Consider the following 26,708-nt stretch of genomic DNA (forward strand, 5'->3'; position numbering starts at 1 on the left):
TTAGGAATTCGATTCGAGCGCTTCTTCTCTCATTTTTCTGCGCAATACTCTTCCTGAAACGATGATACTGATTTCATAGAGGCCAAAGAGAGGGAAGGCCACCAATAATTGAGAAATCACATCGGGGGAAGGGGTGATGATAGCCGCAACTAACAAAATCACGATTAATGCATGTTTTCTGTATTCTCTCATGAAAGAAGGCGTTAAAATACCTACTTGAGAAAGTACAAAAGCAATCATCGGTAATTGGAAAGTAAGGCCGCAAGCCAAAGTCAACATGGACAATAATGAAATGTAGTCGTTAATGTCAAATTGATTTTGGATACTAGGATCTAATTTGAAATTTGCCAAGAAATTGATGGCCATGGGTGCAACCACAAAATAGCCAAATGATACCCCAATAAAAAACAAAAGTGAAACCCAGAAAACGGCTCCACGAGCTGCTTTTTGTTCTTTTTCTTTCAAACCTGGACGAATAAATCTCCAGATTTCATAAAAGGCATAAGGGAAGGCAAATAAAAGACCGACAATAATTGACTGGGTTAATGCCATCATGAACTGACCTGATACTTCTCTACTTTGAAGGATGAAATCAGCTGCCTGCATACACAAGCTGGTCATTCCGGTTAATTCGGCTAAACGACATAGGACTTGATTGGTGTAGAAATCTACTTTGGTTGGTCCCATAATAATGATACCAAAGATTTCATTTCTGAAAATCCATGCCATGATGGTGAATATCACAATAGAAGCTAAGGAGCGAATGATGTGCCACCTTAATTCTTCTAAATGATCCATAAACGACATTTCCGTGCCGTCCTTATCTTCATCCTGGTCCTCGTCGTCCCAATCCTGATCTAATGCCATGTTTTTCTTTTATAAATAAAGTGGGAATTGCTTCATCCACTGATTTACTTCTGTTTTTACTTGAGCCAATACAGTCTCATTTTCGTGGTTCATCAAAGCGCGATCAACTAAATCTACGATTTGTTCCATCTCTGTTTCTTTCAAACCACGAGTTGTCATAGCAGCTGTTCCCACACGCATACCTGAAGTGACAAATGGGGATTTATCATCAAATGGAACCATGTTTTTATTGATGGTAATGTCGGACTTAATCAAGGTGTTTTCTGCTAACTTACCAGTTAATCCTTTAGGACGTAAGTCGATCAACATCAAGTGGTTATCTGTACCTCCTGAAATGATATCATATCCTTTGGCTAAAAAGGCTTTTGCCATCGCTTGAGCATTGCTTTGCACTTGTTTGGCATAGGCTTCAAATGTTGGAGTTAAAGCTTCACCAAAAGCGATTGCTTTAGCCGCAATGACATGTTCCAATGGACCACCCTGAGTTCCTGGGAAAACAGCACCGTCCAAACATGCTGACATTGTTTTAAGGTCTCCTTTCAATGTTTTGAATCCAAAAGGGTTTTCAAAATCATTTCCCATCATGATCAAACCTCCACGTGGTCCACGCAAGGTTTTGTGGGTAGTAGTAGTAACAATATGGCAATGTTGCATCGGGTTATTCAATAAACCTTTAGCAATCAATGCAGATGGGTGTGAAATATCAGCTAATAAGATAGCACCAACTTGGTCCGCAATAGCTCTTAAGCGAGCGTAATCCCAATCACGAGAATATGCAGAGGCACCACAAATGATTAATCTTGGCTTTTCTTTGGCAGCAGTAGCTTCTACTTTATCCCAATCGATTAAACCCGTTTCTTTTTCTACTCCGTAAAAAAATGCTTGAAAGTATTTTCCAGAAAAGTTAACTGGCGAACCATGTGATAAGTGACCACCATGCGAAAGGTCAAATCCTAAAATCTTGTCTCCAGGATTTAAAAATGATAAAAATACTGCTGCATTGGCTTGTGCACCTGAGTGAGGTTGTACGTTAGCCCAAGCTGCCCCAAATAATTTTTTGGCACGCTCAATAGCTAAAGTTTCTACTTCATCTACTACCTCGCAACCACCATAATAACGTTTCCCAGGAAGTCCTTCTGCATATTTGTTCGTCAAAACGCTACCTTGAGCCTCCATAACTTGAGGAGACGTGAAGTTTTCAGATGCGATTAACTCGATACCGAATTCCTGACGGTGTGCTTCTTGACTAATCAATGAAAAAATTTCGTTATCGCGCTGTTGTGGGAATGTGCTTGCAGCCATGGATATGTATTGTTCGTATTTACGTGAGAATGGGCACAAAATTACGTTTTTTTATCCGAATAGAAAAACCAATTGATCGCCTTTTCCGTTCTATAGATTTGTCATAGATATCCACTAAATTGTTTAATTTTGAAAATTAATTCACACCCACGAACTAGTTGTATACCAAACAGCGTTTGGTTATGAAAATATTGAACTTATGAAATACAAATTACTCATCTTAAGCTTGTTTCTTTTTGTGCTTAGTCCAGTGCTAGCGCAGAAGTTGACGCCTGCCAAATGGTCTTGGACATTAGAACCAGCGAAACCCTCGGTAGGTCAAGAAGCAGAAATTGTATTTCAAGTGAAAATTGAAAAAGGTTGGTACTTATATTCCTCCGATTTTGATAAAGATTTAGGACCTGTGGTAACCACCGTTACTATTAAAAATCCAGTTGGTTTTGAATTAGTGGGAGGATTAAAGGCGATTAATCCGCATTCAAAATTCGACAAAGAGATTTGGAACGGAACATATACTTACTTCACTGAAAAGGGAGAGTTCAGACAAAAAATCAAAATAACAGCTGAAAATTGGAAGATTGAAGGAAATTATGATTCTCAAACTTGTTCCAATGAAAGTGGACTTTGTGTGCCCATCAAGGGGCCCTTCGTGATAGCCAGTTCTGCTACCGCCTCGGATGTATTGACAGACGAAGCAAAAAAAAAAATCCCTGAATCAGTAGTTACTGCTAGTGCATCTCCAGTTGCTCCTAATGAATCGTTATGGCAATTTTTTTGGATAGCCATGGGTGCTGGGCTTTTAGCTTTATTGACACCTTGTGTTTATCCACTGATTCCCATGACGGTGAGCTTTTTCACCAAACAAAAAGGAGGGAAAGGTTTAGCCTTTTTATATGGCTCCTTCATTGTATTGATTTACGTGTTCTTTGGGACTCTGTTAGCCTTTTTTGCAGGAGCAAGTTTTGCCAATTTTTTAAGTACCCACTGGATTCCGAATCTCTTATTTTTTGTCATATTCATCTTTTTTGGAATATCTTTTTTAGGGGCATTTGAAATCGTATTACCTTCTGGAATGGTTAATTCTGTGGATGCGAAGTCAGACAAAGGAGGGATCATTGGTGTGTTTTTTATGGCCTTTACCTTAGTATTGGTATCGTTTTCATGTACGGGACCATTGGCTGGGAGTATTTTGATTGCAGCCTCACAAGGTGCTTTTGTAAAGCCTATCATAGGAATGTTGGGTTTTTCTTTAGCCTTTGCTATTCCTTTTACCTTATTTGCTATTTTCCCAGGATTCATGCAGAAATTGCCTAAGTCTGGTAATTGGATGAATGAAGTGAAAGTGGTTTTAGGATTTCTAGAAATAGCCTTAGCCTTTAAATTTTTAAGTGTAGCGGATCAAGTGTATCACTGGCATTTATTAGACAGAGAAATATTCTTGGCGATTTGGATTGCTATTTTTAGTGCTTTGACCTTGTATTTATTCGGTAAAATTTCTTTGCCACATGATGGGCCTGCTGGGAAGTTATCTATTCCGAGAACCTTATTTGCCACGGCTATTTTGGCCTTTGTTGTCTACTTAATTCCAGGAATGTTTGGGGCCCCATTGAAAGGTTTATCTGGATGGTTGCCACCCATGAGTAGTCAAGATTTTAAAGGAAACTCAGGTGAAGTTAGTATTAAACCAGGCTCTACAGGCGTGGTTAAATATGGCGATTTTTTAGAGTTACCTTTGGGACTTACAGGCTTTTTTGATTACCAAGAAGCTAAGGCTTATGCAGTTCAAGTAGGGAAACCTTTGTTCATAGATTTTACAGGTCATGGATGTGTGAACTGTCGGAAGATGGAGGAATATGTTTGGTCAGACCCTAAAGTCTTGAAACGCTTGCAAGAGGAATACGTGATTGTAGCTTTGTATTGTGATGACAAAACCGAGTTGCCAGCAGATCAATGGTATGTTTCTAAAGTAGATGGGCAGGAAAAGAAAACGCTAGGAGACCAAAATTTGGATTTTCAGATTAGTCGATTTAACTCCAATGCTCAGCCACATTATGTTTTATTGGATCCTCGTAAAGAGGGAGCACCCATGGTAACTCCAGTGGCATTTGATGCCAATGTCGATCATTTTGTTGCGTTTTTGGATAAAGGTGTACGTCAATATAAATTGAACTAAAGATGGATTGGTCTTCATATTCGGCCGTTATGGCCGCTACTGCCATCAAGTTCATTGCTGGTCCTATTACAGGTTTCAGTTTAGGTCTAAGTTGGATGGAAACGATACTTTTCACTTGGTTAGGCATGATGATTACCGTCAGTTTCATGATTAGCCTAGGTCAATGGTTGGTCAAGTACATCGCTCAGTGGCGTTCTCAAAAACCTTTGGTATTTAGTAAACGTGCTCGAATGGCGGTCAAAATATGGACGAAATTCGGCATTAAAGGTATTGCAGCTTGTACCCCCTTGTTTTTAACACCGATTGGCGGAAGTTTATTGGCCCTATCTTTTAAAGTGCCGCTTCCCCGAATTTTGTTTTTTATGGCTATTTCTGCCTTCTTATGGGCTAGTATCTATACTGCCTTGATTTACCAGTTAGATTTTATTCGCGATTATTTCATGGATAAATAAAAAGCCCCCAAATTTTGGAGGCTTTAATATCATTGAATAGAGAGTTAAACTCGCTTATTTTTTGGCGCTGTATAATTTAGCACGTAGCTCATTGGCTTTAACTTCTAACTCAGGTTTAGCTGTGTAAGTTTGTTTCGTTTGAGCAGCAGCACTATCCGGATGAACACCGTATACATAGGTATCGCCTTGACGAACATCTTTTTGTTTAATTCGATTGTTTTTTTGGTAATCGCATGAGCTCGCTAAAGCAACAACAAGAAGGGCAGGCAATAAACTTTTCAATTTCATATAGTTGTGTAAAAAATCCGATGCAAAAATAAGTCCAAAATTGGTACAAAAAAAATTTCTTTAAATAAGCAGCTTAGCTTTCTTCTAAATTTTTGATTTTTTCAGCTAAAAAGCTCATTAATTCAGCAATGTAGGCTTTGCTAAAATTGAATTCAATGCCAGCTGCAGCATAAATCGTTTTCATAGGTTCTGTATAGCCTAATTCCAGTGCTTGTAAATATTGCTCCAATGCTTGTTTAGGTTGTCGGCAATAATTTCTCCAAACGGCTAATGCTCCCAATTGAGCGATGGCATATTCGATGTAGTAAAAAGGTACTTCAAATAAGTGTAATTGCTTTTGCCAGATATTGGTTTTAATCTCTTCTAAACCAGACCAGTCAGTGATTTTGTCGGAGAAGCGGGCAATAATTTCCAACCAGGCAGCATCTCGTTCAGCTTGGCTATGAGTTGGGTTTTCATAAATCCAGTGTTGAAAGGCATCGATAGTCGCCACCCAAGGTAACGTTTCTAAAATGTCCTCTAAATGCTTAATTTTAGCTCTTTTTGCTTCTTCCGGATTTGGGAAATAGATATCCCAATGATCAATGGTGAGCAGTTCCATACTCATTGAGGCCAATTCGGCTACTTCTGATGGAACATTTCTAAAAGCATTTAAGGCTAAATCTTTTGTTACAATGGAATGTACGGCATGTCCGCCTTCGTGCAATAAGGTGACCATATCCCGCACTTGACCTGCGGCATTCATGAAAATAAAAGGGAAGCCGCTTTCTTCCAGTGGGTAATTATATCCACCTGGGTTTTTCCCTTTTCTAGAATCTAAATCAAAACGGTTCAATTTGACCATTTCTTTTAGGCAATTTCCTAAGAATGGGTCTAATTCATCAAATACTTGGATGGTTTTAGTTAATAAGTCATCCGCTGTAGTAAATGGCACTAGAGGTTTTCTTCCCCATGGATCCACAGCTTTATCCCAAGGTTTTAGGGCATCAATTTGAAGAACCTCTTTTCTTTTGGCAGCTTGCTGGTTGACCATGGGCACTACGGTTTGAGCCACAGCTTCATGAAATTCAAAACAATCGGCAGCGGTATAATCAAAACGGCCTAAGCTTGCAAAAGAGTAATCTCTAAAATTATCAAACCCGGCATTTTGAGCCACTTGATGCCTACGTTCAATTAATTTGTTGAATAGTTCGTTCAATTCATTTTTAATGCTCAGTCGTTTATTGGCAACCAGTAAATAGACCTCTTGGCGCTTATTTCGATCGGTCGATTCCAAATAGGCATTGGCCTGCTGAAGCGTTTTTTCTTGCCCATCAATTTCCACCATCAATCCGCCAGTTAATGCGCCGTATTCAGTGGATAAATTGGATAGCTCAGTATAAAGTGGAATATTTTCTTCTCGAAATATTTCAATGGCTTTTTTCATGCCACGAAGCATAATACCATATCCATGTGCAGGTAATTGATCGGTATAACCTGATTCAACTACTTTTTTATTCCAAGCATCTTCATAAATAGACGCGTTGGGCATGATGTCGTTGACAAACTGCTGGTAACTTTTTTGAAGCTCTTCATTTTGATTGTCGCATGACATTTTGATATATCTCCAAGCAAAATTCTCGGATAAATAACTTTCAAGTTCAGAGCGACTGATACAAAATTGTTGTAATTCTTCTAGGTTTTGAATGCTCAAAGAGCTTAGCTTTTCAAAATAGGGCAATACACTTTCCCAAGTACTTAATTGGAAATCAGAAGGAAGGAAACTTCTTTTGGGCGCTTCTACGCTGATCTTTCTACTCATGCGATTAATTTTTTACAAAAATACATAAGGTAATTGGCTTTTGCAGATGAAAAAATAGGTTTCTTGATTGTAAGAAATCAAATGCTTGATAAAATGGGCTACATTTTTGAATTGATTTTTTTTAGATTTGTCAACTTTTCAAAAGTTGACAAATCTAAGCGGGGCGGGGGGGATGAAAAGAGGGAGTTTCAACTCAATTTTTCAACTAACTCATAATCCATAGTACTATTCACTAGAATTTAATAAACATGAACATACCTTTTGTAACATTGAATAATGGCATTCAAATGCCGCAACTAGGCTTAGGTTTGTATGCACCGAAACAGCAAGATGAGGTCAAACAATCTGTTCTAGATGCCTTGGATTTGGGTATACGCTTGATTGATTCAGCGGCTATTTATGCCAATGAGAAGGAAGTTGGGCAAGGAATAATAGAATCAGGTGTGACAAGAACGGATTTGTTCGTCACTAGTAAAGTGTGGATGGAAGACATGGGGTATGATTCTACTTTGCGAGCATTTGATAAAACCTTGAGTGATTTGGGCTTAGAATATTTGGATTTGTATTTAATTCATTGGCCTAAGGATACCGCAAGAAAAGAAACTTGGAAGGCGTTGGAAACTTTATATGACCAGAAATTATGTCGATCCATAGGGGTGTCTAATTATTATAAAAAACACCTGGAAGAGCTGTTTCTTCATGCTAATATATGTCCTGCCGTTAATCAGTTTGAATTAAGTCCATTTTGTTACATGCCGGACGAATTCGCATTTAATCAGGAAAATGATATTCAAGTGGAAGGATATGCTCCACTAGTTCGTGGTTGGAAAAAAGATGATGAGGTTTTGAACGAAATAGCTGCTCATTATGGAAAAAGCACGTATCAATTATTAGTTCGTTGGAACATTGAATTAGGAGCTGTAACCATACCAAAATCTGTCAAACGAGCGAGAATTCAGGAAAATATGGAGGTATTTGATTTTTGTATTTCACCTGAGGATATGCAAAAACTAAGTCAACTATATGATAATACTCGAGTAGCTTGGGATCCAAGAGATTTTTGAGGCAAAATTTAAACCTTGACAGCGTTCCAAACGCTGTCAAGGTTAACGAATAAACGATTTTTTTATTGAATCAAGTAATTGATATTCTAATCTAAATCAATCACCACACCACTAGATAATGGGTGTGCGACACAAGTAAGGACATATCCTTTTTTGATTTCATTGTCTGTCAATCCATCTTCTTCATCCATCATCACTTTTCCACTTTTGCATAAGCCCATACATGCCGTGCACATACCAGCTTGACATGAATAGGGCATATCGACATCAGCTGATAAGGCCGCTTCTAAGATAGTCTCATGGGGTTTCACCGTAACTCGGTGTTCCTTTCCTTCGTAAATAATGGTAATCTCTTGCTCTTTCAAGCTGCCATCATCCTCTGTGATTTCTTCTGTCTGGGGATTGCTATGAAATAATTCTCGGTGTATATGTTCTGTAGGTACATCAAACATAGCCAAAGCTTCCTGGATCTCATCCATCATGCCAGCAGGGCCGCATAGGTAATAATGCGCCGAAGAGATATTCAAGCCAAACTCTTGTTTCAGGTAATATACAGTAGAAGCCTTGTTAATACGTCCTTTTAGTCCTGGCCAATTGGCCGCAGGTTTACTAATAACATGTAAAACTTGAAAACGTCCTGCATTTGTCAGTTCTAATTGCTCTAATTCTTTCTTGAAAATGATTTGATCTTCATGTCTTGACCCATAAATCAAATGAATCTTGGATTGAGGCTCAGACTTAAGCAAGGTTTTAATCATGGAAATCAATGGCGTAATGCCAGATCCCGCACCCATGAAAACATAGGTTTTGCTAGCATTTGCCTCAGGCTGAATAAAGAAGTTACCCATAGGTTCAATGACCTCCAAACTATCTCCCACCTTGATCTGATCACATAAATAATTTGAAACGGCTCCTCCAGCAATGCGTTTGACTGTAATCGCTGGGGAATGGTCAATCAATGGAGAAGATGATAAAGAATAACTACGACGTACCTTTTTCCCATCAATTTCAGGAATCACAGTTAAAAACTGTCCTGAATGATAGCTTAATGCCTCATGTATTGGATGCCAAAAATGGATCGTTTTGGTATCATTCGTTTCTTCAGTAATTTCTTTAACAGATAAATGCAAGAATTTCATGTTCATCAATTTATTCAACTACGTTTGGAACTATCCACTGTATAGTTCCTGGAATAGATTCATTATGTAATCGGTCCAAAGCTGTAACAACAAATCCTGTACCAGATTTGATCCACTTAGGGTCAATTATTATTTGTTTGCTACTTCCTTTATAGATAATATTCTCTCCCTTATCCAAAGGTTCAATTTCATCTTTTTGAATCCGATACACAACGTAATAATGTGCTGGATCATTATCTAAACTAGGCTCGCCTTCTTTCCATCGCAATATCCACTGGTCTTTTTGCTTAGTTAAGCTCACTTGATGGGGTGCCGTAGGAGCTATACTATCTAACCATAACATGGGCGGGATTAATGCAATATGCTCAAAATGCTTACTTCGTAAACTATCTCTCCAACCTTTCGTATTTTGACTAATTTGACGAGAGCTGAAATAAATAGCACCTTGAACCTTAGGTAAACTTCTCGAAATGTTTAATTGTTTCGTTAACTCACTAGGAGCCCATATATCACTCAAATGGTAAGCCGCATGGCCGATGTAAATAGGCCGATCAAAACTATGTTCATTCCACCAGGTGGCGAGAGCCTTGTAAGGTGCCACGCGATGCGTCGTTCCCCAATATAATTGTGGGGCCAAATAATCTACCCAACCTTTTCTAATCCATAATTCCGTGTCCGCAAATAAATCATCGTAGGACTGTAAGCCTGCGCGGGTAGGAGAGCCGTCTTCTTGATCAATACTTTGATGCCGCCAAATTCCGAAAGGACTAATGCCAAATTTTACTTTGGGTTTGGTTGATTTAACAGTTTCAGCGATTTCTTGAATGAGCATGTTTACATTTCTCCTTCTCCAATCGGCTAAGCTTTCCTCCGGAAATTTGTATTGCTGATAGGTTTTTTCATCTGGAATTGAGGCACCTTTGACAGGATATGGGTAAAAGTAATCATCAAAATGGACTCCATCAACATCGTAATTTTTAACCAAATTTTTGACTAACTCAGCAATGTAATGTCGAACTTGAGGTATACCAAAATTTAATATCAATTGACCATTGTATGAAAACAACCATTCTGGATGGCGTCGTGCCAAATGATCGGAACTCAAAATGGTTTTGGAAGACATGGTTGCCCGGTTCAAATTTAACCAAGCATGAAATTCCATTCCTCGTTCATGACTTTCCTCAATCATGAATTCCATGGGATCATAGTAAGGACTAGGTGCCTGGCCTTGAAAACCAGATAAATAGGCAGACCAAGGTTCTGTACTTTTGGCATAAAGTGCATCGGCAGCACAGCGAACTTGTACAAATATGGCATTCATGCCTGTTCGATGATGGGAATCAATCAGGTCAATAAACTCCTCTCGTTGCTTTAGACTATTGTAATTTCTGGCAGAAGGCCAATCGATGTTTTGGACAGTTGCTACCCAAACTCCACGCAATTCCCGCTTAGGGCTTTGTGCCGCCAAGGAATGGATCAAAAAAAATAGTGCTAGAATTAAATAAGAACCCCTCATTGAGGGCGCAATTTACCTATAAATGATGGAAATTTTCTATGCTTAGTTCTTTTCGATCGAAAATAAATAACCAACACCCTTTAATGTTTTGATGTAATATTCCGGAATTTTCTCCCTCAATTTACGAATATGAACGTCGATCGTTCTTTCTACCACATACACATCAGAACCCCAAACTTTCTCTAATAATTCATCTCGGTTAAAGACCTTATTCGGGTTTTTAGCTAAGAAAGAAAGTAATTCGAATTCTTTCTTGGGCAAAACCAATGCTTTTCCTTCAAAGGTAGCGGCATATTGTGTACGATTGATTTGTAATCCACCGATTTCAATAACATCTTGGTTATCTTCCATCGTTTCACGCTTTAGCATCGCTTTGATACGACTTACCAGAGCTCTTGGCTTGATGGGTTTGATGATGTAATCATGTGCCCCAGCATCAAATGCCGCCACTTCGGTATACTCTTCTCCGCGAGCCGTTAAAAATAGAATGAGCGCATCTTTTAATTCGGGCATGGATTTCATGCGACGTGCCGTTTCGATACCGTCCATCGCTGGCATCATCACATCCAAAATCACCAACTGAGGTTTGAATTCTTGGGCTATCGAAATGGCTTCTTTTCCATCGGATGCTTTTGCTAACAAAAAACCTTCTTTTGCTAAATTATATTCCAATAATTCTAAAATATCAGGATCATCATCTACCAGAAGAATTTTTATCGAATTGGCTGTTGCCTGGCTCATAAGATGAAATTTGTGAAGTGCCTATAAAACTTGCTGCAAATATAGAGAGGGCTATGTTACCAAATTATTAATTTTTTTCGACTAAATTTAATCATTAGCTTTGGTTTATGGCGAAAGAATCTTCCTACATTGTCCGTTTAGCCTCTGTTTTAATTTCCATTTCCATCTTGGTTTTGGGCTTATATCTGTTGCAGGATTTATTGATCCTCTTGGCAGCTGCTTTAATATTGGCTATGCTTTTGCTACCATTGGCCGCCTGGTTAGAAAGAAAAGGTCTTCCTCGTTCGGTTTCCATCGCCATTTGCCTCATCATTACCGTGGCTGCTATAGCTGGAGTATTAGCTATTTTGACGGTTCAAATGGTTGAATTTGCGTCAGATTGGCCTATTTTCATTAAAAAAGCCGAATCCTATATTTCTAGTTTACAGAGTTTCTTGTCCAGAAATCTGAATATCTCTCGGAAAAAACAAATGGTGGAAATCAGTAACCAAACCATCAACTTGTTGAAGAATTCAGGAACAATCCTAACGACCACTTTCGGGACCATCATTCATTCCATCACTACCATTATTTTAATCCCAATTTTCGTATTCTTTTTCTTGTATTACAGAAGCTTTTTTGCTCAATTTTTAGAAATGGTTTTTCCCAATACGGAATCTCACATATTGAAAGGAATTATGAGTAAAACTGGTCAAGTGGTACAAGGATACTTGGTCGGATTGATGGTTGTCATGCTGATTGTTTCCATCTTAAATACCATAGGTTTTTGGTGGATTGGTGTAGATTATCCCTACTTTTTTGGCATTTTGACTGGCTTATTATTGCTAATTCCCTACATCGGAATCTGGATGGGTGCTAGTGGTCCTATTGTACTTAGCTTAATTGTGTTGAGCCCTTCCCATGCCCTAGGTGTTATCGCTTGGGTCGCAGCAGTACAGTTTATCGAAGCTAATTTTATCACCCCTGTGGTGATAGGATCTAAAGTAAGTGTGAACCCTATGGTGGCTATGCTGGCCTTATTATTGGGGGAAATGCTTTGGGGGATTCCAGGGTTGATTTTGGCATTGCCCTTGACAGCCATAGTCAAAGTGATATTTGACTATGTGCCATCATTGCAAGCTTATGGATATATATTGGGCGAAGCCCCTTCTCGTAAAAAGAAAGAAGAAATAGTAGAAAAAGAAGAGAAATTAGAGGGAAAGTAGCTCCTTGAAACGAATCGACTGTCTTCTTGAAATCTCGATTTTCTCACCTTTTCCTTGTAATGTCACTTGCAGTCCTCCCGAAAACCAAGGTTCAATTTTTTCAATAAAATTGAGGTTGATAATGTGTTTTCTATTGGCTCTGAAAAAGACCTTAGGATCTAAACGATCTTCCAAGGCATTCAAGGATTTCAATACTAAAGGTTTTTGATCATCAAAAAATAAACGGACATAATTGCCCATCGATTCACATAAACGGACTTTATCCAATCGCACAAACCAGCACTTTTCTCCATCTTTGACAAATATTTGATCCTGCGCACTCAAAAAGTGCTGAGGAGAAACAGAAACTTGCTCAGGATGAGTTTTGGTTTTATTAGCTAATTGTTTTTCCAATTTTTGTACGCTTTCGCTTAAACGAGAAAGTTCAATTGGCTTAAGGACGTAATCAAGGGCATTGACTTCAAAAGCCTTTAAAGCATATTCATCAAATGCTGTGGTGAAAATTACTTCAGGTAAATATCCGTCCCATTCTTCCAACCACTCAAATCCTGTTTTGCCAGGCATTTGTATATCCAAGAAAATGACATCAGGATGTAATTCTTCAATTAAGGCCCCAGCTTCATCTGTATTAGCTGCTTCTCCTATAACTTGGATATGTGGGAAATTTTCTAATAATCGTTTTAGTTCATTTCTTGCTAAACGTTCGTCGTCGATGATAATAGCGTTCATAATAGGGTTTTTATAAAAACACAGGAATTAAGGTACAAGATAAGGTATTATTAATTCGGCAATCACTTGGTTTTTGTCGAATGGTTTTAGTCTTAGTTGAGCGGTCTCTCCAAACAATATTTTCAAACGAGAGATGGAGTTTTTCATCCCAACCCCAGTTTCACTTTCTTTGGTTTTAATGGTGCCAGGGTTAATGACATAGGCATGTAATAAATTCCCTATTTTGTGTGCTTGGATAATAATGGTACCCCCTTTAACCGAATGAGAGATTCCATGTTTGATGGCATTTTCAACCAAGGTTTGTAAAATCATGGGGGGCACTTCTGCTTTCACATGTTCTTTGGGTATCTGAACTTCCCAGAATAGTCGATCTTCGTACCTGATTTTTTCCAAGGAAAGATAATCCACGATTGTCTCAATTTCTTCTGAAAGAGGAATGGTTTTTTTTCTTTCGGTTAGCAATGAGCTGCGCAGCAGTTTTGATAATTGATTAATCCCTTTTTTAGCTTTATTCGGATCTTCTGTGATCAATGCCCGAATACTGTTGAGCGCATTGAACACAAAGTGTGGATTCATTTGAGCGCGTAAGACCTTACCTTCTGTTTCCTGAATGGTTCTTTCAAGTTGGTCGTTTTGTCTTTCAATTTCTAATTTCCTTTGGGAGTATTGAAAGAAGAAATAAATCAACTGCCAAATGGCCAATGGTTTCATGAAGTTGAATAGGTATTGCAGGATAATGAAGGTATTTAATTTTACTTCATAGTTTTCTTGCAACAGGGCAAAATCCAAAGGCAAATTAAAGGCCAACAGGATAGTTGACATAGCCAAAAGGGCCTGCAAATTTCTCCTCAATAATTTAAAGAGGGGATAATTTTGCCATTGATATTTTTGGGTAATCTGTTTGTATTGATGGGTCAATAATATGGCTAAAGAAATATTACCCACAAAGGCATAAAGCCAGGCCCATCGCCAGCCGTATTGCATGGTGTACAATAAAGCCTCATTGAGTGTCCAAGCAAACCAGCCTGAAAATTGTAATACCCAATAAAGCTTTTGTCTCTTCATATTTACATGGAATCAGGCAAGTGCTTCAGGTGTTCTGTCAATGGACCTTTCACCAATTTAAAAGCACGGTCTGGGTAAGAGTATTGCAAATGGTATAAACAGAGATTGCTGTGTGCAAAATCATCCATTTTGTGTAAAGGTTGTTCAAACAAATGTGTCAATAAAACTCGCATAGCTCTACCGTGCATAGCAATCAAAATAGCTTGCTCTTCAGGTCTAGATAGGATTAAATCTACCACGGGTTTTTGTCTTTCCAAAACCTGTACAGGGCTCTCACCCTCCTCCGAAGGTACATCAATGTTCCCTTCTCGCCAAGTTCTGGTCAAATTTTTATAGTAAAGGTCGTCATCCGTGTTGGGCGACTTCCCCTCCTTGTTTCCCCATGAAATTTCATTCAATCCTGGGTGTTGTTCCCAGGCAATTCCTTTCTTGATAAAGCCATCTACCGACTGGTGTGTGCGTACTAAAGCCGAAGTGTAAATCTTATCTATGTACAAGTCTTGATAATGATCAAAAAATGCCTGAGCTTGTTGACGGCCTAATTCATTCAAATGAGCGTCAATGCCGCTTCCTTGCACCACCCCCATTCTATTATAATCTGTTTCTCCGTGGCGAATTAGGTAAATGTCTTTGATAGGGTGCATAAAAAAGGCGAATTGAGGTTGGAATTAGTAAATTATTGCGAATTTTAGGCACAAAAATACGAAATATATGTTTAATACATCCATCACTTCAGAACAACTAAATAGCTTCAGTAAAGGCAACATGATTGAGCATCTAGGAATCGAATTTCTAGAAGTTCATCCCGAGTATTTCACTGCCCGCATGCCAGTAGATCATCGGACCAAACAACCGTTCGGCTTGTTGCATGGAGGCGCATCGGTGGTTTTGGCGGAAACCATGGGGAGTATCGCAACTATGCTTGTTGCCAAAGATCCTGAGACCATGAAAGCCGTAGGAGTAGAGATTAATGCCAATCACCTAAAAGCTGTTCGCGAAGGCTGGGTAATTGGGACTTGTTCGCCGATTCGAATTGGTAGAACCATGCATGTGTATGACATCAAGATTCACAATGAGCAGGGTGATTTAGTCTGTGTGAGTCGATTGACCGTGGCAATTTTGTCGGCATAGTTTATTATTTATGAAATCAATAATTGAAAATGGATAAAATATTTGTTAAAAATTATAAATGCTTTGGTGAAGAAGGTATTTGTTTGAGTGATGTAAAGCAATTAAATGTCATTGTTGGGAAAAATAATTCAGGTAAAAGTTCATTAATTGAAATAGTTGAATTCTTAACTACTCGCTCAAGATCTTTTTTTGAAAATAAAAGGAAAGGCGAATCACCGAAATTTGAATTTGATCATATTCTTACTCATGAATTAATTATTAAACATTTTCCCAGCGCGACAGGGGGAGGAATAAAGGTTAACCATCGAGAATATGGCTTATCCTTGCAAGGGTTATGCATGACTTATAAATTAAATAATAGTAATAAAACTGAGTTTGTTAGCCTAGAAAACGTGTTTGAAAAAGGCGCAGAAACATATTTGAAAAATTATGCTCAATCTGTCGTAACACCATTTTTACAAAAACATTTTAGTCATTTAAAAGCTGAAAGGGATATTTTGCCCGAACAAGCAAGCCCTAATTCAAGCGTAAATACCACTGGTCAAGGTGCAACTAATTTAATTCAAGGAATTATTAATCATGTTAATAAAGATAGTAGCTTAATTGAATCTGAGTTGTTGTGTGAATTAAATAAAATTGTCAATCCTGAAATTGAATTTTCTAGAATTTTAGTTCAATTAGATGAAAAAAATAATAATTGGGAAATATATTTTGAATCTAAACAAGATGGAAAAATTCCATTATCCAAAATGGGTAGTGGAATAAAAACAATTTTACTTGTATTAATATTGATTTTGGTGAATCCGAAAATTGAAAACAATCAATTGAGTGAGTACGTATTTGCATTGGAAGAATTAGAAAATAATTTACATCCATCTTTACAAAGAAGACTTTACAAGTATTTGATTGATTTTTCTAAAGCAAATGGGTGTACTTTCTTTTTTACAACTCATTCAAATATTGTGATTGATTTATTTAATGGATTGGAAGAAAGTAATATAATACATGTTGAAAATGCAAATGGGAATACTTTAGTTAAATCCGTTGAAAATCACAGTTCTCTAAAAAATATATTAAGAGATTTAGAGGTGAAGGCTAGTGATATACTTCAGAGTAATGGAATTATTTGGGTAGAAGGACCAAGTGATAGAACATATTTAAATAAATGGATTAGTTTACTCGATAATAATTTGATAGAAGGTTACCATTATTCAATTATGTTTTATGGGGGCAGATTACTTTCTAATTTGACATTTGATTATGAAAATTTAGAAAAAGAGTTGATTCCTCTTTTAAAATTAAATTCAAATGCATTTGTTTTAATGGACAGAGATGGAAAAAATAAGAATGAAAAATTGAATAGAACTAAATTAAGAATTGAGGCTGAAATAGGAAGAAATAAAACATGGATTACTTCTGGAAGAGAAATTGAAAATTATTTGACAGATAATTCAATAATTAAATGGTTGGAATCTGTTCATAAAGTAAAGAATTGTAAAGTTGTTTATGACAAGTTTAAAAAACTTGAAGATACTATAAGTGAAATAAAGGGAGCGCCGATTTATAATTTAAATAAGAATAAATATGCCAATGAGATTGTCCAATTTATTTATTTAGAAGATTTAAATAATAGCGATTTGAGAACAAATGTAGATTTAGTTATAGAAAACATCAGAGAATGGAATAATATACAGAGTTGATTTTGAAGTATGTATCAAAAATGAAAATTCAAGTTATTGATTATTTTGTTTTCTGTTTAGTAGCAGTTATTCTACTATCCTCTTGTAGCCCAAAGGCTTCTCGGGCCATTGTTGGTACTTGGCAGATAGCGCATTTAAAAATCACCATGCCCAGCTATAAGAATTCAGATAGTACACAAAACATCGAGGTGCTTGGAAAGGATTGGGAGGCCAAAATGAAAGTGAAAAATATTCTAACCACCTATGCTGCAGATGGAACCTATCATTCTTTGCACCGTAACCTTCAAGGTAAGACCACCTATGATCCAGCTGGAAGATGGCAGATTATTCAAGATACTTTAATCATACAGGATACCATTCCAAAGCGCATCACCTATAAGTTTAGATTCAAAATCAAGAAAAATCAAATCGAATATTGGGGAGTGGAAGATTTTGATCTAGATGGAAAAGTGGATGATCAATATTATAGTAGGCAGGTGAAATTATAAGTGCTACAAGGGAACATATTTTTAAAAAATGGAGTTTTAATTTCTTTATCCCAAAGGAATTTCATGTCTAAAATCCCCATATCTGTATTAGAACTAGCCCCCATTCCACAAGGAGGAACCGCCGCTACGGCCATTGAAAGAACCGTGGAAATAGCGCAGCATGCGGAGGCTTTGGGTTTTTACCGAATCTGGCTGGCAGAACATCATAATATGGAGTTTATTGCCAGTTCTGCCACTTCTGTTTTGATAGGTCATGTCGCAGGAAAAACATCCCATATTCGAGTAGGTTCAGGCGGTATCATGTTGCCGAATCATAGTCCTTTAGTAATAGCCGAACAGTTTGGTACTTTGGCGTCCATGTACCCTAATCGGATCGACTTAGGACTGGGTCGTGCTCCGGGTACAGACCAACAAACCGCTCGGGTGTTGAGAAGGGATAATATGGATACGGCCTACCATTTCCCTAAGGATGTAGAGCAATTGCAATTGTATTTTAGCGAAGAAAATAGCATGGCTCAGGTTAGAGCTTTTCCAGCTGAAGGTATCGATGTGCCCATTTGGATTTTAGGGTCCAGTACTGATTCCGCTTATTTGGCCGCTAAAATGGGCTTGCCTTATGCTTTTGCCGCCCATTTTGCTCCCGCTCAATTTCGTGCCGCAATAGATATATATCGCAAGAATTTTATCCCATCCTCACAGTTGGATAAGCCCTACGTGATGGCCTGTGTGAATGTAGTAGGAGCAGATACAGATGAGGAGGCTGCTTTTCTTCGTAGTAGTTTAATCCGCATGTTTGTAGGTATTATCACCAACCGACGTGTACCTTTAGCTCCTCCAGGGCCATTACCAGAAGCTTACCAAATTCCTGAAATCAGAGCCATGGCAGATAAAATGTTGGCTTGTAGTTTTTATGGTAGTCAGGAAACACTTCAACATCAATTAGGCAATTTTATTGAAGAAACAGGTATAGATGAATTAATGGTCGCTACCTATATATTTGATGGGGAGAAGAAAAAGAAATCATATTCGATTTTGAAACAAGCGCTTTCTTCCTTGTAAAATGGATGCCTCAACGGCACTATGATACAGGTTTTATATTAGTATATGTCATTCATGAAAAAGAAAATTCTAGCCATAGTTGGGAGTGCCAGCGAGAATTCATCCAATTTAAAGTTGGTTCAGCATATCAGTAATCTGATTTCCGACGAAGTGGAGATAGAAATTTTTGATCAATTAGCTCAATTACCGCATTTTAATTCAGAACAGTCACAAGATAATCCGCCAGCGTTAATCACGAAAATTCGTCAAGCTATTTTGGCAGCCGATGGAATACTCATTAGTAGTCCTGAGTATGTTTTTAGTATTCCCAGTGGGTTAAAGAACTTACTTGAATGGTGTGTAGCCACAACGGTATTTACCCAAAAGCCAGCCTGCCTTATAACGGCTTCAGCCAGTGGAAAAATGGGACATGAGGAGTTGAAATTTATCATGAAAACACTTGATGCAAAGATTTCTGAAAATACATGTTTGTTGATTTCTGGAGTAAAAGGGAAACTTGATGCTGATGGAAAGCCCTTGGATGAGGACTTGACCGTGGCGCTATTGAATTTAATCAGGCATTTTGAAATGGAACTTTGAAAATGACATAAAAAAGTCCTTAGTAAACATTCATCTCTAATTGCTAATTTTTAACTTTGGTCATTCTTATTTTAAATATGCCTAATACGCTTCCTCAAACATTAACCTCTTTGCTCGATTGGGAACAGTTGTGGCAGCATACGCAACAAAAGCGCGGAGGCATGGCTGTTTGGAGATTACCCAAAAGTGATAAACGTTATTTTTTAGTAGATTCTACTGGCGGAGAGAAGTTAGGTTCATTGGATTTGGAAACTTTCCCAGCCGGATTTTTAGTGGCTCCCTTCATTGGGCTTCCTTATTTCTTAAAAGCAGAGACTTTATTGGAAGAGTCCATTGTTCAAGAAGAAGTAGTTGGGTCCTCTTTGTTGAAACCTTTGCATAATGTCGAAGAAAACGAAGAGAAGCACCAGCATTTTACGCATTGGGTAAGTGAATCAATTAATGAAATTCAGTCAGGGCATTTTCAAAAAGTAGTACTTTCTAGAACCGACGAAGTTGAATTCCCAGGTGATTTTTCTACGCTCAAGGCATTTGGGCAATTATGTCAAGCTTATCCTAATGCCTTTGTTTGCGCTTTATATATACCTGAATTAGGAAGTACATGGTTATGTGCAACACCAGAAACCTTAGTAGAACAAAATGCACAAGGGATTTTTCGTACCATAGCTTTGGCGGGAACCCAATCGGCCATAGACCCGCTAGGGGAGATTATTCTTCCGCAAAATGCACGTTGGTCGCAAAAGGAAATTGAAGAACAAGCTTACGTTTGTCGATATATCATTGAGTGTTTTAAGAAAATTCGTTTAAGGGAATACCAAGAGATTGGTCCAAAGACGATTTTGGCAGGAAATCTATTGCATCTTAAAACGGAGTTTACGGTGGATACCCAAGCGTTAAATTTCTCTCAATTGCCAGGTATTTTATTATCTCTACTACATCCAACTTCAGCTGTTTGTGGGACACCTAAGGAAGAAGCCATAGCATGGATTGCCAAAGCTGAAAAACATGCACGAGAATTGTATTCGGGTTATTTAGGGCCTGTCAATTTAGGGGATGAGATTCATCTATTTGTTAACTTAAGAACCGTAAAAGTAGATCAAAGTGAGGGAAAATGTCGCGCGACCTATTTTGCAGGATGTGGTATCACAGAAGACTCTGATCCAGAAAAAGAATGGCAAGAAACCGTAATGAAATGCCAAACACTTCAACGGGTTCTAGAAAATTAATGTTTAATTTTTGATTCTTCTTTAGGAGAAATTTTCCCTACAATTGTCATTTTGACGGTATCAATTCTGGCATCGGTAGAGGTCAAAATTTGAAATTGAAAAGGGGCTAAGGTGATGATTTCATTAGCTTTAGGAATATCTTCATATAAGCTAATCAACATGCCACCCAATGTTTCATAGTCTCCCTCTGGGAAATTCCAATCGTATTTTTCATTGAGGTAATCAATCTCATGTCGACCAGACAAAAGATACGCATTCTCATCCAATTTCTTTTCTACCCAGTCTTCCGAATCATCATATTCATCTTGGATTTCACCAAAAATCTTTTCCATTACATCTTCCATACTTACTAGCCCGGAAGTACTACCGAATTCGTCCACCACTAAAGCCAAGGATTTTCTGTCTTTAGAGAATTTAAGCATCAAGTCATTCGCTGGCATAGCCTCTGGAACTATTAATATGCTTGTCAAAATGGACTGAATATCCTTGGGTTTTTTGAATAGAGCTAAGGAGTGGCAATAACCTAATACATCCTCTAAGCTTTCTTTATATACTAAAACCTTGGAATGGCCAGATTCAATAAACACTTGTTTCAAGCCCTCAATGCCTTCTTCCAAATCAATGGCAGTGATTTCCGTTCTAGGAATCATGCAGTCTCGTACCTTTACTTGCTTGAATTCTAATGCATTATGGAAGATTTTAGTATCTACTTCCGCCTCTTCTTCCGTAGAGACTTTGCGATTCAAATTTTGCAAGTAATTATTGAGGTCAGTTAATCCAAAAGCGGGTTTTTCTTCCGAGTAATTAAGTCGGAGTACTTTCGTGATAAACCATTTAGACAAGCCTACTGTCACCCAAACAAGCGGGAACATGAGCGCATAGACAATCCAGATGAGGATGGCCAAGAATTCTAAAATAACATCAGGGTTGATTAAGAATATACTTTTTGGCGTAAATTCTGAGGTAATTAAGATTAAAATGGTGGCTACGATAGAGGCTAACAAACGAGCCAGAATTTCATTTTGAAGAAAGGGAATGTATTGAAGAATTTGATGATGCAAAAATTCTTCCATGAAAATACCATAGGCCACTAGGGATAAGGTATTTCCAATCAACATGGTACCGATAAATCGAGAGGGAGATTGGTTGAAGTTGGAAATGATTTTGGCACTCAGGATATTTTGCTTAGCCTTAAGCTCAAAATATAATTTATTACAGGAAACGAAGGCCATTTCTACGCCAGAAAAGAAGGCTGAGAATATCATGGAAATGATGATTCCTGCAACTTGAGTGGTATATAATCCGGGATCTGGGTCCATTTAACTTAGTTTTTGCGCTTGTTACTTTTCATAGCTCGGCTACGGATATCTTGTTTGGGCTCTCCTGCTTTTTTTTCTTCTTCCTTGATGCGCAAGTTCTTGGAATATTGAAAGTAAAGGAGCGAACCTAGACCAAACATAAGCCAAACATAATGAAAGTAAATTTCTAACCAAAAATTTCCTTGGATTTCAACGGGAGTAGGAGCATTTAAATCAATGATCCAAATAATCAAAAAGCCAATTCCAGCAGATAATATAATGATTTCTTTCCTAGTCATGTGATTAAGCAGCTTTGGGTTGTTGCAATCTACGGTACATGGCCACAAACAGTCCCATAAATATCAAAATGGAACCTACCCATACCAAATTAATGTAGGGTTTTTCCAATGCTTTGATAATAATCAAATCTTGTTGGGTTGTGTTAACCGCAAAACTAAATTGTTGAGTTTTAGGATTAATGGCTGTGAATTTAATTTTGATACCTGTTTCTTCACTTTCAAACGCTGGCATTGCTACCATGCCTCCTTTGATAATGAAAAGTGGGGCAAGCGAGAATTGTTGGAAGTTTTTACCAAGAACCTGGAACTGCGCTTTAACAGCAGCATCATTGGGCCCTAAAGTCATATCTTCTACCGAATTCACGCGGGATACATCTTGTAAAATAGCCACAAAATCATTTAGGAATAAAGTGTCTCCAATACTCACAGTCGAATTCACTGTTTGGCTCCATTGTTTTTCTTCTCCTGCTTCTGCAGCCAAACGAGGGTCTAGCGAAACATAGGTATAGATGTCGTGGCTCCAAGCATGTTTGACGTCCGGAGAAATGGCTGTGCCCATTTTAGGATTTACTTGCCAACGAGGATATAAAGAAACAGACTTCCCTTCGGCATTTTTAAATTCTAATTCATAATAGGTATTTTCAGGTTCTACGGTTAAGGTATCTCCTTTTTTAGCAATCAATTGACCGTCTTTTTCCACATTGCGTAATGCTACTGCGTGGAAATCACCTTCAATTACTTCAAAATCTTTTCTAGGATAATAACCAGGCTTACCGCGCAATTCTATCATTCGACCTTTATATGTCACCAAATAATCTTGCATTTGAGCTCCTTGACCCAACCACAATGGAAGATTCTCTTTATTTTCTTTGTTGTCATCTTTGGTAAACTGTTCCACTTTATTGGAAATAGCAAAACCAGAGCGGTTTAATGAAACTACTTTGGAATAACCAGATGAAAACAAGATGCCAATAAGCATAACCGCTAGTCCTACGTGAGCCATGGCTCCACCTACCAAATTAAATCGCTGACGAATTAAGAATATCAGGATATTGAAATTGGCAATGACGGAGAATAAACTAGTCCATAATAATAAGATATACGAAATGGTATAAACCTTACCTAAATTGACAAAAAGTACAGTAAATAGCGTAGCGACTAAAGCCGAGTTGGTTAGTGGTTTGAAAGAAGTGGATTCTTTCAATTTCCCCCACCAAATGTATTGCCCTACAGCACTTAATGCAGCAATGGCCAAGAAAATCCAAATTTGAATTTTGCTGTAGTGTTCAACTTGGTCAGCAGGTAAAGCAATGTTAGAAACGATACCAAAGGCCTCCGCGATTTTATTATAAACAGGAATGGAGGTTGTGAAAATTAATTGGAAGGCAGATAATCCCAAAATTGAGGCCCCCACAAAAATCCAAAATTCACGCGAGTAGATGCCTAATTCTTTTTCATCTACTGGTAATTGTTTCCATCTTTTTACTGCAAAAAATATGGCCACAAATAAGAAAGTTAGCATATAAATAAGCAACTGTCCGGATAGACCTAAATCCGTAAATGAGTGAACAGAAGCATTCCCAAGGATTCCTGAACGATTTAGGAAAGTAGAATATAAGACCAAAATAAAGGTGGCAATCACCAAGATGATGGAAGTCTTTAAAGCAGCGCTGGAATGCTTGTAGGCAATCATGGTGTGGATAGCCCCGATGAGCACTAGCCACGGAACAAAAGAGGCATTCTCAACAGGATCCCAGTTCCAATATCCACCAAAGTTCAATGTTTCATAGGCCCAATAGGCACCCATCATAATACCAATACCAAGGATTCCAGCTCCAAATAGAGCCCATGGTAAAGCAGGCTTTATCCATTCGGTTAATTGGTTTTTCCAAAGGCCAGCAATTAAATAAGCAAATGGAACTAAGGTTAACGCAAATCCTAAGAATAAGGTAGGAGGGTGAATGACCATCCAATAGTTTTGCAACAAGGGGTTTAGTCCTCGTCCATCTTTAGGAATAAAGTTAGGCTGTAAACTCCAAACTGGCAGGTCTGGCTGTGCTTCACGCAATAATAAGAAAGGAGATGAACCAATTTTTAAATCGATGTAAGGAAGAATAACTCCCAAAATCATGGAAGTTAAAAAAGTTTGAACCAAGGCAAAAACGGTCATGACAGGTGCTTCCCATTTCGGGTTTTTGATCATCAAAATCACACCTAGGATGGCTTGCCAGAATATCCATAGTAAGAAACTCCCTTCTTGGCCTTCCCAATAGCATGAAATCATGAAAGCCATGGGTAATGCTTTGGAGGAGTGGGAGAAGGCGTAATGGTATTCGAAATAGTGATTGTATATAATTACAAATAAGCTAGATGCTACACCAATCACAGCTATCAGGTGAACGATGAAAATACCTCTGGCTAATTTCACCCAATCTTTAGCTGCTAGTTCATCGGCCGTTTGAGTGGCTTTGAAATAGGAGAATGTTGCCAATAGGGCCGTTACAAAGGATATAATGACTAATAGGTGACCAACTGATCCGATTGTCTCGTGTATCATAATTGTTTTTTTGCTTCATATGTGGCTGTTGAATCAGCCGAAATTTTACCTTCCTGATATTTGGAAGGGCATTTCAATAAAATTTTATCGCAATAGAAAACCTTATCCTTCTTCATGCTACCTACCAACACGATTTTTTCTGAGCGTTCAAAATCCTGAGGCTTAGGCGCAGCATACACCACTTGATTTTCTCTACCTAGGCTGTCCTGAACAATGAATTCCAAGCGATTGGCATCCACAGCAGGATCAAAATGCATGCCGACAATCTTGCCTTGGGCATCCTTTTTTAATTTACCTACTACATGGACTTTTTGATTGGGGTCATTTTGAGATATACGCTCAGCCTCATCAAAACCTACATAGGTACTGGCATCTCCGGTAGTAATCAAAATAATTCCAATAGCTACAGCAATTAGAATCAGACCAATGATATGCGTCTTTTTCATATGTTTATTTTTTGAGTTCTTTTTCAAGAGCACTTACCTTTTTGTCGAGACTAATAAGGTAAATGAATAATCCAGTAAGAATTACGAGTACCACAGCAATGACCACATAGATTTTGCCGTCAGCGCGGAATTTATCCGCCATTTCAATTTCGCTTTGAGCTAAACCTAAAAAGCAAGTAAAACTGAACAATAAGGTTAAGATATATTTTTTCATGCTTGTTCTTTTTCTTCTAATAAAACTTCAATTTTTCTAATGCGTATGCGTAATTGGGCATACCAAAAACCTAAGGACATCCAGCCTAAAATGGCAGGATAAAATACCATGCGCATGCGGTTATCTAAATCCATGGAATTGAAACCCGGATTACCTCCATTTCCTGGATGTAAGGAATCTGTCATGCGGGGTAAAATCCAGATTAGTACCATGAATATGATGAATGCAAAAATATTATAAACCGATGATATTCTGGCTTTTTGCTGTTCATCTGGCAAGGAAGAACGAACTAATCCATAAGCTAAATAAATGAGCATGCCAATGGCCACGGAATTTAGTTTGGGGTCATTTGTCCACCAATCTCCCCAGGTGAATTTAGCCCAAATGCTGCCTGTTAATAAACCTAGAGTAGCAAATACCAAACCGGTTATCACGTAGGCATTGGACTTCAAATCATCCATAGGGTCGGATTTGCGTAAGTATTGAATGGAATGATACACCGATACACCTAATAGGGCAATCATGCTAAACCACATGGTCACGTGGAAGTATAGGTTCCGAACCGTCTCATTCAAAATGGCTTGTCGGGGCACCTGCCCTGCAAAACCCATGTACATGGTGTAAACTAGCAAAACGATGCCAGCCCATTTCCAATAATATTTTTTTAATGTCTCCATATATAAGGGAAAAGTATACCAGATAAAACAACGACAATCACGTCAAGAGAGGCTAAAACAGCTATTTCATCCCAGTTTTCAGCAATCGAAATACCATCTAGGGCACTTTTAGATAGTTTTAACAAGAATAGTAATAAAGGAATAATAATGGGGAAGCTTAATACGGCCATCAAGGTTGAAGTATTTTCTGCTTGAGCAGCAATTCCTCCTACCAAAGATAAGGTAGATGCGAAGCCTATGGACCCTAAAATCAGGGCAATGACATACAGTGACATGTTACCAACTGGGTTTCCCATCACCCATGAATACATGAAAATTCCAACCAAGGAAATACCGATCATTAAGACGGAATTATACAAGATTTTGGAATAAATAACCGATTCTGGCCTAACTAAGGTATAGTAAAATAATCCTCGTTGAGATGATTCTTGAGTAAAGCTTTTACCAATAGCATTGATGGCAATAAAGAGCAAAATAATCCAAAATAGGACATTCCATGTAATTGGATTAATAGATTCTTGCTTGGCTTTAAAGGATAAATAACAAACGAAAATGGTAGAGGCAAGGTAAAGTAACAAACCGTGAACGGCATATTTTTGTCGCCATTCCATTTGTAATTCTTTTTGAAACAAAACCTTGATCTCCTGAAGCATTATCAATGTCAAATTAGTAAAGGACCTGCAATTTACGAC

At 38.0% G+C, this 26,708-nt stretch carries 27 protein-coding genes; 10 read left to right on the forward strand and 17 right to left on the reverse strand.

From position 1 onward, the window contains the following. Together tatC and HME7025_RS01950 are read right to left on the reverse strand one after the other, a co-directional pair. Positions 1-867 carry a twin-arginine translocase subunit TatC gene (gene tatC, locus HME7025_RS01945; protein ID WP_109322023.1) on the reverse strand — a complete coding sequence of 289 codons (867 nt, stop codon included), beginning with the start codon at positions 865-867 and terminating at the stop codon, positions 1-3. A gap of 9 nt (positions 868-876) precedes the next feature. Then, positions 877-2,169 carry a serine hydroxymethyltransferase gene (locus HME7025_RS01950; RefSeq protein WP_109322024.1) on the reverse strand — a complete coding sequence of 431 codons (1,293 nt, stop codon included), beginning with the start codon at positions 2,167-2,169 and terminating at the stop codon, positions 877-879. 199 nt (positions 2,170-2,368) lie between these two features. On the opposite strand from HME7025_RS01950, the gene HME7025_RS01955 reads away from it, so the two are divergent. Together HME7025_RS01955 and HME7025_RS01960 are read left to right on the forward strand one after the other, a co-directional pair. After that, the gene (locus HME7025_RS01955; protein WP_109322025.1) at positions 2,369-4,342 is read left to right on the forward strand and encodes a protein-disulfide reductase DsbD family protein; all 1,974 of its coding nucleotides are present in this window, start codon (positions 2,369-2,371) and stop codon (positions 4,340-4,342) included. A gap of 2 nt (positions 4,343-4,344) precedes the next feature. Then, positions 4,345-4,794 carry a hypothetical protein gene (locus HME7025_RS01960; protein WP_109322026.1) on the forward strand — a complete coding sequence of 150 codons (450 nt, stop codon included), beginning with the start codon at positions 4,345-4,347 and terminating at the stop codon, positions 4,792-4,794. A gap of 54 nt (positions 4,795-4,848) precedes the next feature. On the opposite strand, the gene HME7025_RS01965 is transcribed toward HME7025_RS01960, so the two are convergent. Both HME7025_RS01965 and HME7025_RS01970 read right to left on the reverse strand, forming a co-directional pair. After that, positions 4,849-5,082, reverse strand: coding sequence for a hypothetical protein (locus HME7025_RS01965; RefSeq protein ID WP_109322027.1), 234 nt, complete (start codon positions 5,080-5,082; stop codon positions 4,849-4,851). 73 nt (positions 5,083-5,155) lie between these two features. Continuing rightward, a complete protein-coding gene (locus HME7025_RS01970) occupies positions 5,156-6,883 on the reverse strand; it encodes a M3 family oligoendopeptidase (protein ID WP_109322028.1) in 1,728 nt (575 codons plus the stop codon). Between the two features lie 248 nt (positions 6,884-7,131). Here HME7025_RS01970 and HME7025_RS01980 point away from each other — a divergent pair, with 248 nt between their 5' ends. Continuing rightward, positions 7,132-7,947, forward strand: coding sequence for an aldo/keto reductase (locus HME7025_RS01980; RefSeq protein ID WP_109322030.1), 816 nt, complete (start codon positions 7,132-7,134; stop codon positions 7,945-7,947). Between the two features lie 86 nt (positions 7,948-8,033). On the opposite strand, the gene HME7025_RS01985 is transcribed toward HME7025_RS01980, so the two are convergent. The 3 genes from HME7025_RS01985 to HME7025_RS01995 form a co-directional block, all read right to left on the reverse strand. Next, complete coding sequence (locus HME7025_RS01985) at positions 8,034-9,086, reverse strand: ferredoxin--NADP reductase (RefSeq protein ID WP_317046231.1); 1,053 nt, start codon at positions 9,084-9,086, stop codon at positions 8,034-8,036. Positions 9,087-9,096: 10 nt separating this feature from the next. Further along, on the reverse strand, positions 9,097-10,566 hold the full coding sequence (locus HME7025_RS01990) for a glycoside hydrolase family 10 protein (RefSeq protein WP_226998259.1): 1,470 nt from the start codon (positions 10,564-10,566) through the stop codon (positions 9,097-9,099). Between the two features lie 78 nt (positions 10,567-10,644). Next, positions 10,645-11,343: a response regulator gene (locus HME7025_RS01995; RefSeq protein WP_109322032.1), complete on the reverse strand. Its 699-nt coding sequence runs from the start codon at positions 11,341-11,343 to the stop codon at positions 10,645-10,647. Between the two features lie 107 nt (positions 11,344-11,450). Between HME7025_RS01995 and HME7025_RS02000 the strand changes: the two genes are divergently transcribed. Next, positions 11,451-12,548, forward strand: coding sequence for an AI-2E family transporter (locus HME7025_RS02000; RefSeq protein WP_109322033.1), 1,098 nt, complete (start codon positions 11,451-11,453; stop codon positions 12,546-12,548). On the opposite strand, the gene HME7025_RS02005 is transcribed toward HME7025_RS02000, so the two are convergent. From HME7025_RS02005 to HME7025_RS02015, 3 genes are read right to left on the reverse strand one after another with little or no spacing between them, the layout of a single operon-like run. Beyond that, positions 12,534-13,277, reverse strand: coding sequence for a LytR/AlgR family response regulator transcription factor (locus HME7025_RS02005; RefSeq protein ID WP_109322034.1), 744 nt, complete (start codon positions 13,275-13,277; stop codon positions 12,534-12,536). The two genes, HME7025_RS02000 and HME7025_RS02005, sit on opposite strands and share 15 nt — an antisense overlap. Positions 13,278-13,304: 27 nt before the next feature. After that, the gene (locus HME7025_RS02010; protein WP_109322035.1) at positions 13,305-14,342 is read right to left on the reverse strand and encodes a sensor histidine kinase; all 1,038 of its coding nucleotides are present in this window, start codon (positions 14,340-14,342) and stop codon (positions 13,305-13,307) included. A gap of 2 nt (positions 14,343-14,344) precedes the next feature. After that, on the reverse strand, positions 14,345-14,986 hold the full coding sequence (locus HME7025_RS02015) for a histidine phosphatase family protein (protein ID WP_109322036.1): 642 nt from the start codon (positions 14,984-14,986) through the stop codon (positions 14,345-14,347). Positions 14,987-15,053: 67 nt separating this feature from the next. On the opposite strand from HME7025_RS02015, the gene HME7025_RS02020 reads away from it, so the two are divergent. The 6 genes from HME7025_RS02020 to HME7025_RS02045 all read left to right on the forward strand — a co-directional run bounded on the left by HME7025_RS02020 (position 15,054) and on the right by HME7025_RS02045 (position 20,525). Continuing rightward, complete coding sequence (locus tag HME7025_RS02020; RefSeq protein ID WP_109322037.1) at positions 15,054-15,473, forward strand: hotdog fold thioesterase; 420 nt, start codon at positions 15,054-15,056, stop codon at positions 15,471-15,473. 29 nt (positions 15,474-15,502) lie between these two features. Then, positions 15,503-17,173, forward strand: a complete 1,671-nt coding sequence (locus HME7025_RS02025) for an ATP-dependent nuclease (protein ID WP_109322038.1) — start codon at positions 15,503-15,505, stop codon at positions 17,171-17,173. A gap of 20 nt (positions 17,174-17,193) precedes the next feature. Then, positions 17,194-17,661: a hypothetical protein gene (locus HME7025_RS02030; protein WP_109322039.1), complete on the forward strand. Its 468-nt coding sequence runs from the start codon at positions 17,194-17,196 to the stop codon at positions 17,659-17,661. Between the two features lie 63 nt (positions 17,662-17,724). Then, complete coding sequence (locus tag HME7025_RS02035) at positions 17,725-18,720, forward strand: LLM class flavin-dependent oxidoreductase (protein WP_109322040.1); 996 nt, start codon at positions 17,725-17,727, stop codon at positions 18,718-18,720. A gap of 54 nt (positions 18,721-18,774) precedes the next feature. After that, positions 18,775-19,299 (forward strand): NADPH-dependent FMN reductase, encoded by a 525-nt coding sequence (locus tag HME7025_RS02040; protein WP_109322041.1) that lies wholly within the window; start codon positions 18,775-18,777, stop codon positions 19,297-19,299. Between the two features lie 77 nt (positions 19,300-19,376). After that, entirely contained in the window at positions 19,377-20,525 is a 1,149-nt protein-coding gene (locus HME7025_RS02045) for a chorismate-binding protein (protein ID WP_109322042.1), read from the forward strand. Here HME7025_RS02045 and HME7025_RS02050 read toward each other — a convergent pair. From HME7025_RS02050 to HME7025_RS02080, 7 genes are read right to left on the reverse strand one after another with little or no spacing between them, the layout of a single operon-like run. Beyond that, positions 20,522-21,844: a hemolysin family protein gene (locus tag HME7025_RS02050; protein WP_109322043.1), complete on the reverse strand. Its 1,323-nt coding sequence runs from the start codon at positions 21,842-21,844 to the stop codon at positions 20,522-20,524. The genes HME7025_RS02045 and HME7025_RS02050 overlap by 4 nt on opposite strands. Before the next feature lie 5 nt (positions 21,845-21,849). After that, entirely contained in the window at positions 21,850-22,122 is a 273-nt protein-coding gene (locus HME7025_RS02055) for a hypothetical protein (protein ID WP_109322044.1), read from the reverse strand. 4 nt (positions 22,123-22,126) lie between these two features. Further along, positions 22,127-24,679, reverse strand: a complete 2,553-nt coding sequence (gene ccsA / locus HME7025_RS02060) for a cytochrome c biogenesis protein CcsA (protein WP_109322045.1) — start codon at positions 24,677-24,679, stop codon at positions 22,127-22,129. Next, positions 24,676-25,125 carry a cytochrome c maturation protein CcmE domain-containing protein gene (locus tag HME7025_RS02065; RefSeq protein ID WP_109322046.1) on the reverse strand — a complete coding sequence of 150 codons (450 nt, stop codon included), beginning with the start codon at positions 25,123-25,125 and terminating at the stop codon, positions 24,676-24,678. Before HME7025_RS02065 ends, ccsA (HME7025_RS02060) begins: the two co-directional genes overlap by 4 nt. A 4-nt stretch (positions 25,126-25,129) precedes the next feature. After that, the gene (locus HME7025_RS02070) at positions 25,130-25,339 is read right to left on the reverse strand and encodes a CcmD family protein (protein ID WP_109322047.1); all 210 of its coding nucleotides are present in this window, start codon (positions 25,337-25,339) and stop codon (positions 25,130-25,132) included. After that, a complete protein-coding gene (gene ccsA / locus HME7025_RS02075; RefSeq protein ID WP_109322048.1) occupies positions 25,336-26,016 on the reverse strand; it encodes a cytochrome c biogenesis protein CcsA in 681 nt (226 codons plus the stop codon). Before ccsA (HME7025_RS02075) ends, HME7025_RS02070 begins: the two co-directional genes overlap by 4 nt. After that, positions 26,004-26,669, reverse strand: a complete 666-nt coding sequence (locus HME7025_RS02080) for a heme exporter protein CcmB (protein WP_109322049.1) — start codon at positions 26,667-26,669, stop codon at positions 26,004-26,006. Before HME7025_RS02080 ends, ccsA (HME7025_RS02075) begins: the two co-directional genes overlap by 13 nt. Positions 26,670-26,708: the final 39 nt, after the last annotated feature.

The sequence above is a fragment of the Aquirufa nivalisilvae genome (assembly GCF_003143535.1).
Taxonomy (GTDB): Bacteria; Bacteroidota; Bacteroidia; order Cytophagales; family Spirosomataceae; genus Aquirufa; species Aquirufa nivalisilvae.

Coding starts and splice junctions, on each gene's coding strand:
- HME7025_RS01955 (WP_109322025.1), top strand. CDS start 2,369: ATGAAATACAAATTACTCATCTTAAGCTTGTTTCTTTTTGTGCTTAGT.
- HME7025_RS02030 (WP_109322039.1), top strand. CDS start 17,194: ATGAAAATTCAAGTTATTGATTATTTTGTTTTCTGTTTAGTAGCAGTT.
- HME7025_RS01995 (WP_109322032.1), bottom strand. CDS start 11,343: ATGAGCCAGGCAACAGCCAATTCGATAAAAATTCTTCTGGTAGATGAT.
- HME7025_RS02005 (WP_109322034.1), bottom strand. CDS start 13,277: ATGAACGCTATTATCATCGACGACGAACGTTTAGCAAGAAATGAACTA.
- HME7025_RS02080 (WP_109322049.1), bottom strand. CDS start 26,669: ATGCTTCAGGAGATCAAGGTTTTGTTTCAAAAAGAATTACAAATGGAA.
- HME7025_RS01980 (WP_109322030.1), top strand. CDS start 7,132: ATGAACATACCTTTTGTAACATTGAATAATGGCATTCAAATGCCGCAA.
- ccsA (WP_109322045.1), bottom strand. CDS start 24,679: ATGATACACGAGACAATCGGATCAGTTGGTCACCTATTAGTCATTATA.
- HME7025_RS02065 (WP_109322046.1), bottom strand. CDS start 25,125: ATGAAAAAGACGCATATCATTGGTCTGATTCTAATTGCTGTAGCTATT.
- HME7025_RS01970 (WP_109322028.1), bottom strand. CDS start 6,883: ATGAGTAGAAAGATCAGCGTAGAAGCGCCCAAAAGAAGTTTCCTTCCT.
- HME7025_RS01985 (WP_317046231.1), bottom strand. CDS start 9,086: ATGAAATTCTTGCATTTATCTGTTAAAGAAATTACTGAAGAAACGAAT.
- HME7025_RS02055 (WP_109322044.1), bottom strand. CDS start 22,122: ATGACTAGGAAAGAAATCATTATATTATCTGCTGGAATTGGCTTTTTG.
- HME7025_RS02000 (WP_109322033.1), top strand. CDS start 11,451: ATGGCGAAAGAATCTTCCTACATTGTCCGTTTAGCCTCTGTTTTAATT.
- HME7025_RS02070 (WP_109322047.1), bottom strand. CDS start 25,339: ATGAAAAAATATATCTTAACCTTATTGTTCAGTTTTACTTGCTTTTTA.
- HME7025_RS02020 (WP_109322037.1), top strand. CDS start 15,054: ATGTTTAATACATCCATCACTTCAGAACAACTAAATAGCTTCAGTAAA.
- HME7025_RS02025 (WP_109322038.1), top strand. CDS start 15,503: ATGGATAAAATATTTGTTAAAAATTATAAATGCTTTGGTGAAGAAGGT.
- tatC (WP_109322023.1), bottom strand. CDS start 867: ATGGCATTAGATCAGGATTGGGACGACGAGGACCAGGATGAAGATAAG.
- HME7025_RS02050 (WP_109322043.1), bottom strand. CDS start 21,844: ATGGACCCAGATCCCGGATTATATACCACTCAAGTTGCAGGAATCATC.
- HME7025_RS01960 (WP_109322026.1), top strand. CDS start 4,345: ATGGATTGGTCTTCATATTCGGCCGTTATGGCCGCTACTGCCATCAAG.
- HME7025_RS02015 (WP_109322036.1), bottom strand. CDS start 14,986: ATGCACCCTATCAAAGACATTTACCTAATTCGCCACGGAGAAACAGAT.
- HME7025_RS01950 (WP_109322024.1), bottom strand. CDS start 2,169: ATGGCTGCAAGCACATTCCCACAACAGCGCGATAACGAAATTTTTTCA.
- HME7025_RS02035 (WP_109322040.1), top strand. CDS start 17,725: ATGTCTAAAATCCCCATATCTGTATTAGAACTAGCCCCCATTCCACAA.
- HME7025_RS02010 (WP_109322035.1), bottom strand. CDS start 14,342: ATGAAGAGACAAAAGCTTTATTGGGTATTACAATTTTCAGGCTGGTTT.
- HME7025_RS01965 (WP_109322027.1), bottom strand. CDS start 5,082: ATGAAATTGAAAAGTTTATTGCCTGCCCTTCTTGTTGTTGCTTTAGCG.
- HME7025_RS02045 (WP_109322042.1), top strand. CDS start 19,377: ATGCCTAATACGCTTCCTCAAACATTAACCTCTTTGCTCGATTGGGAA.
- HME7025_RS02040 (WP_109322041.1), top strand. CDS start 18,775: ATGAAAAAGAAAATTCTAGCCATAGTTGGGAGTGCCAGCGAGAATTCA.
- ccsA (WP_109322048.1), bottom strand. CDS start 26,016: ATGGAGACATTAAAAAAATATTATTGGAAATGGGCTGGCATCGTTTTG.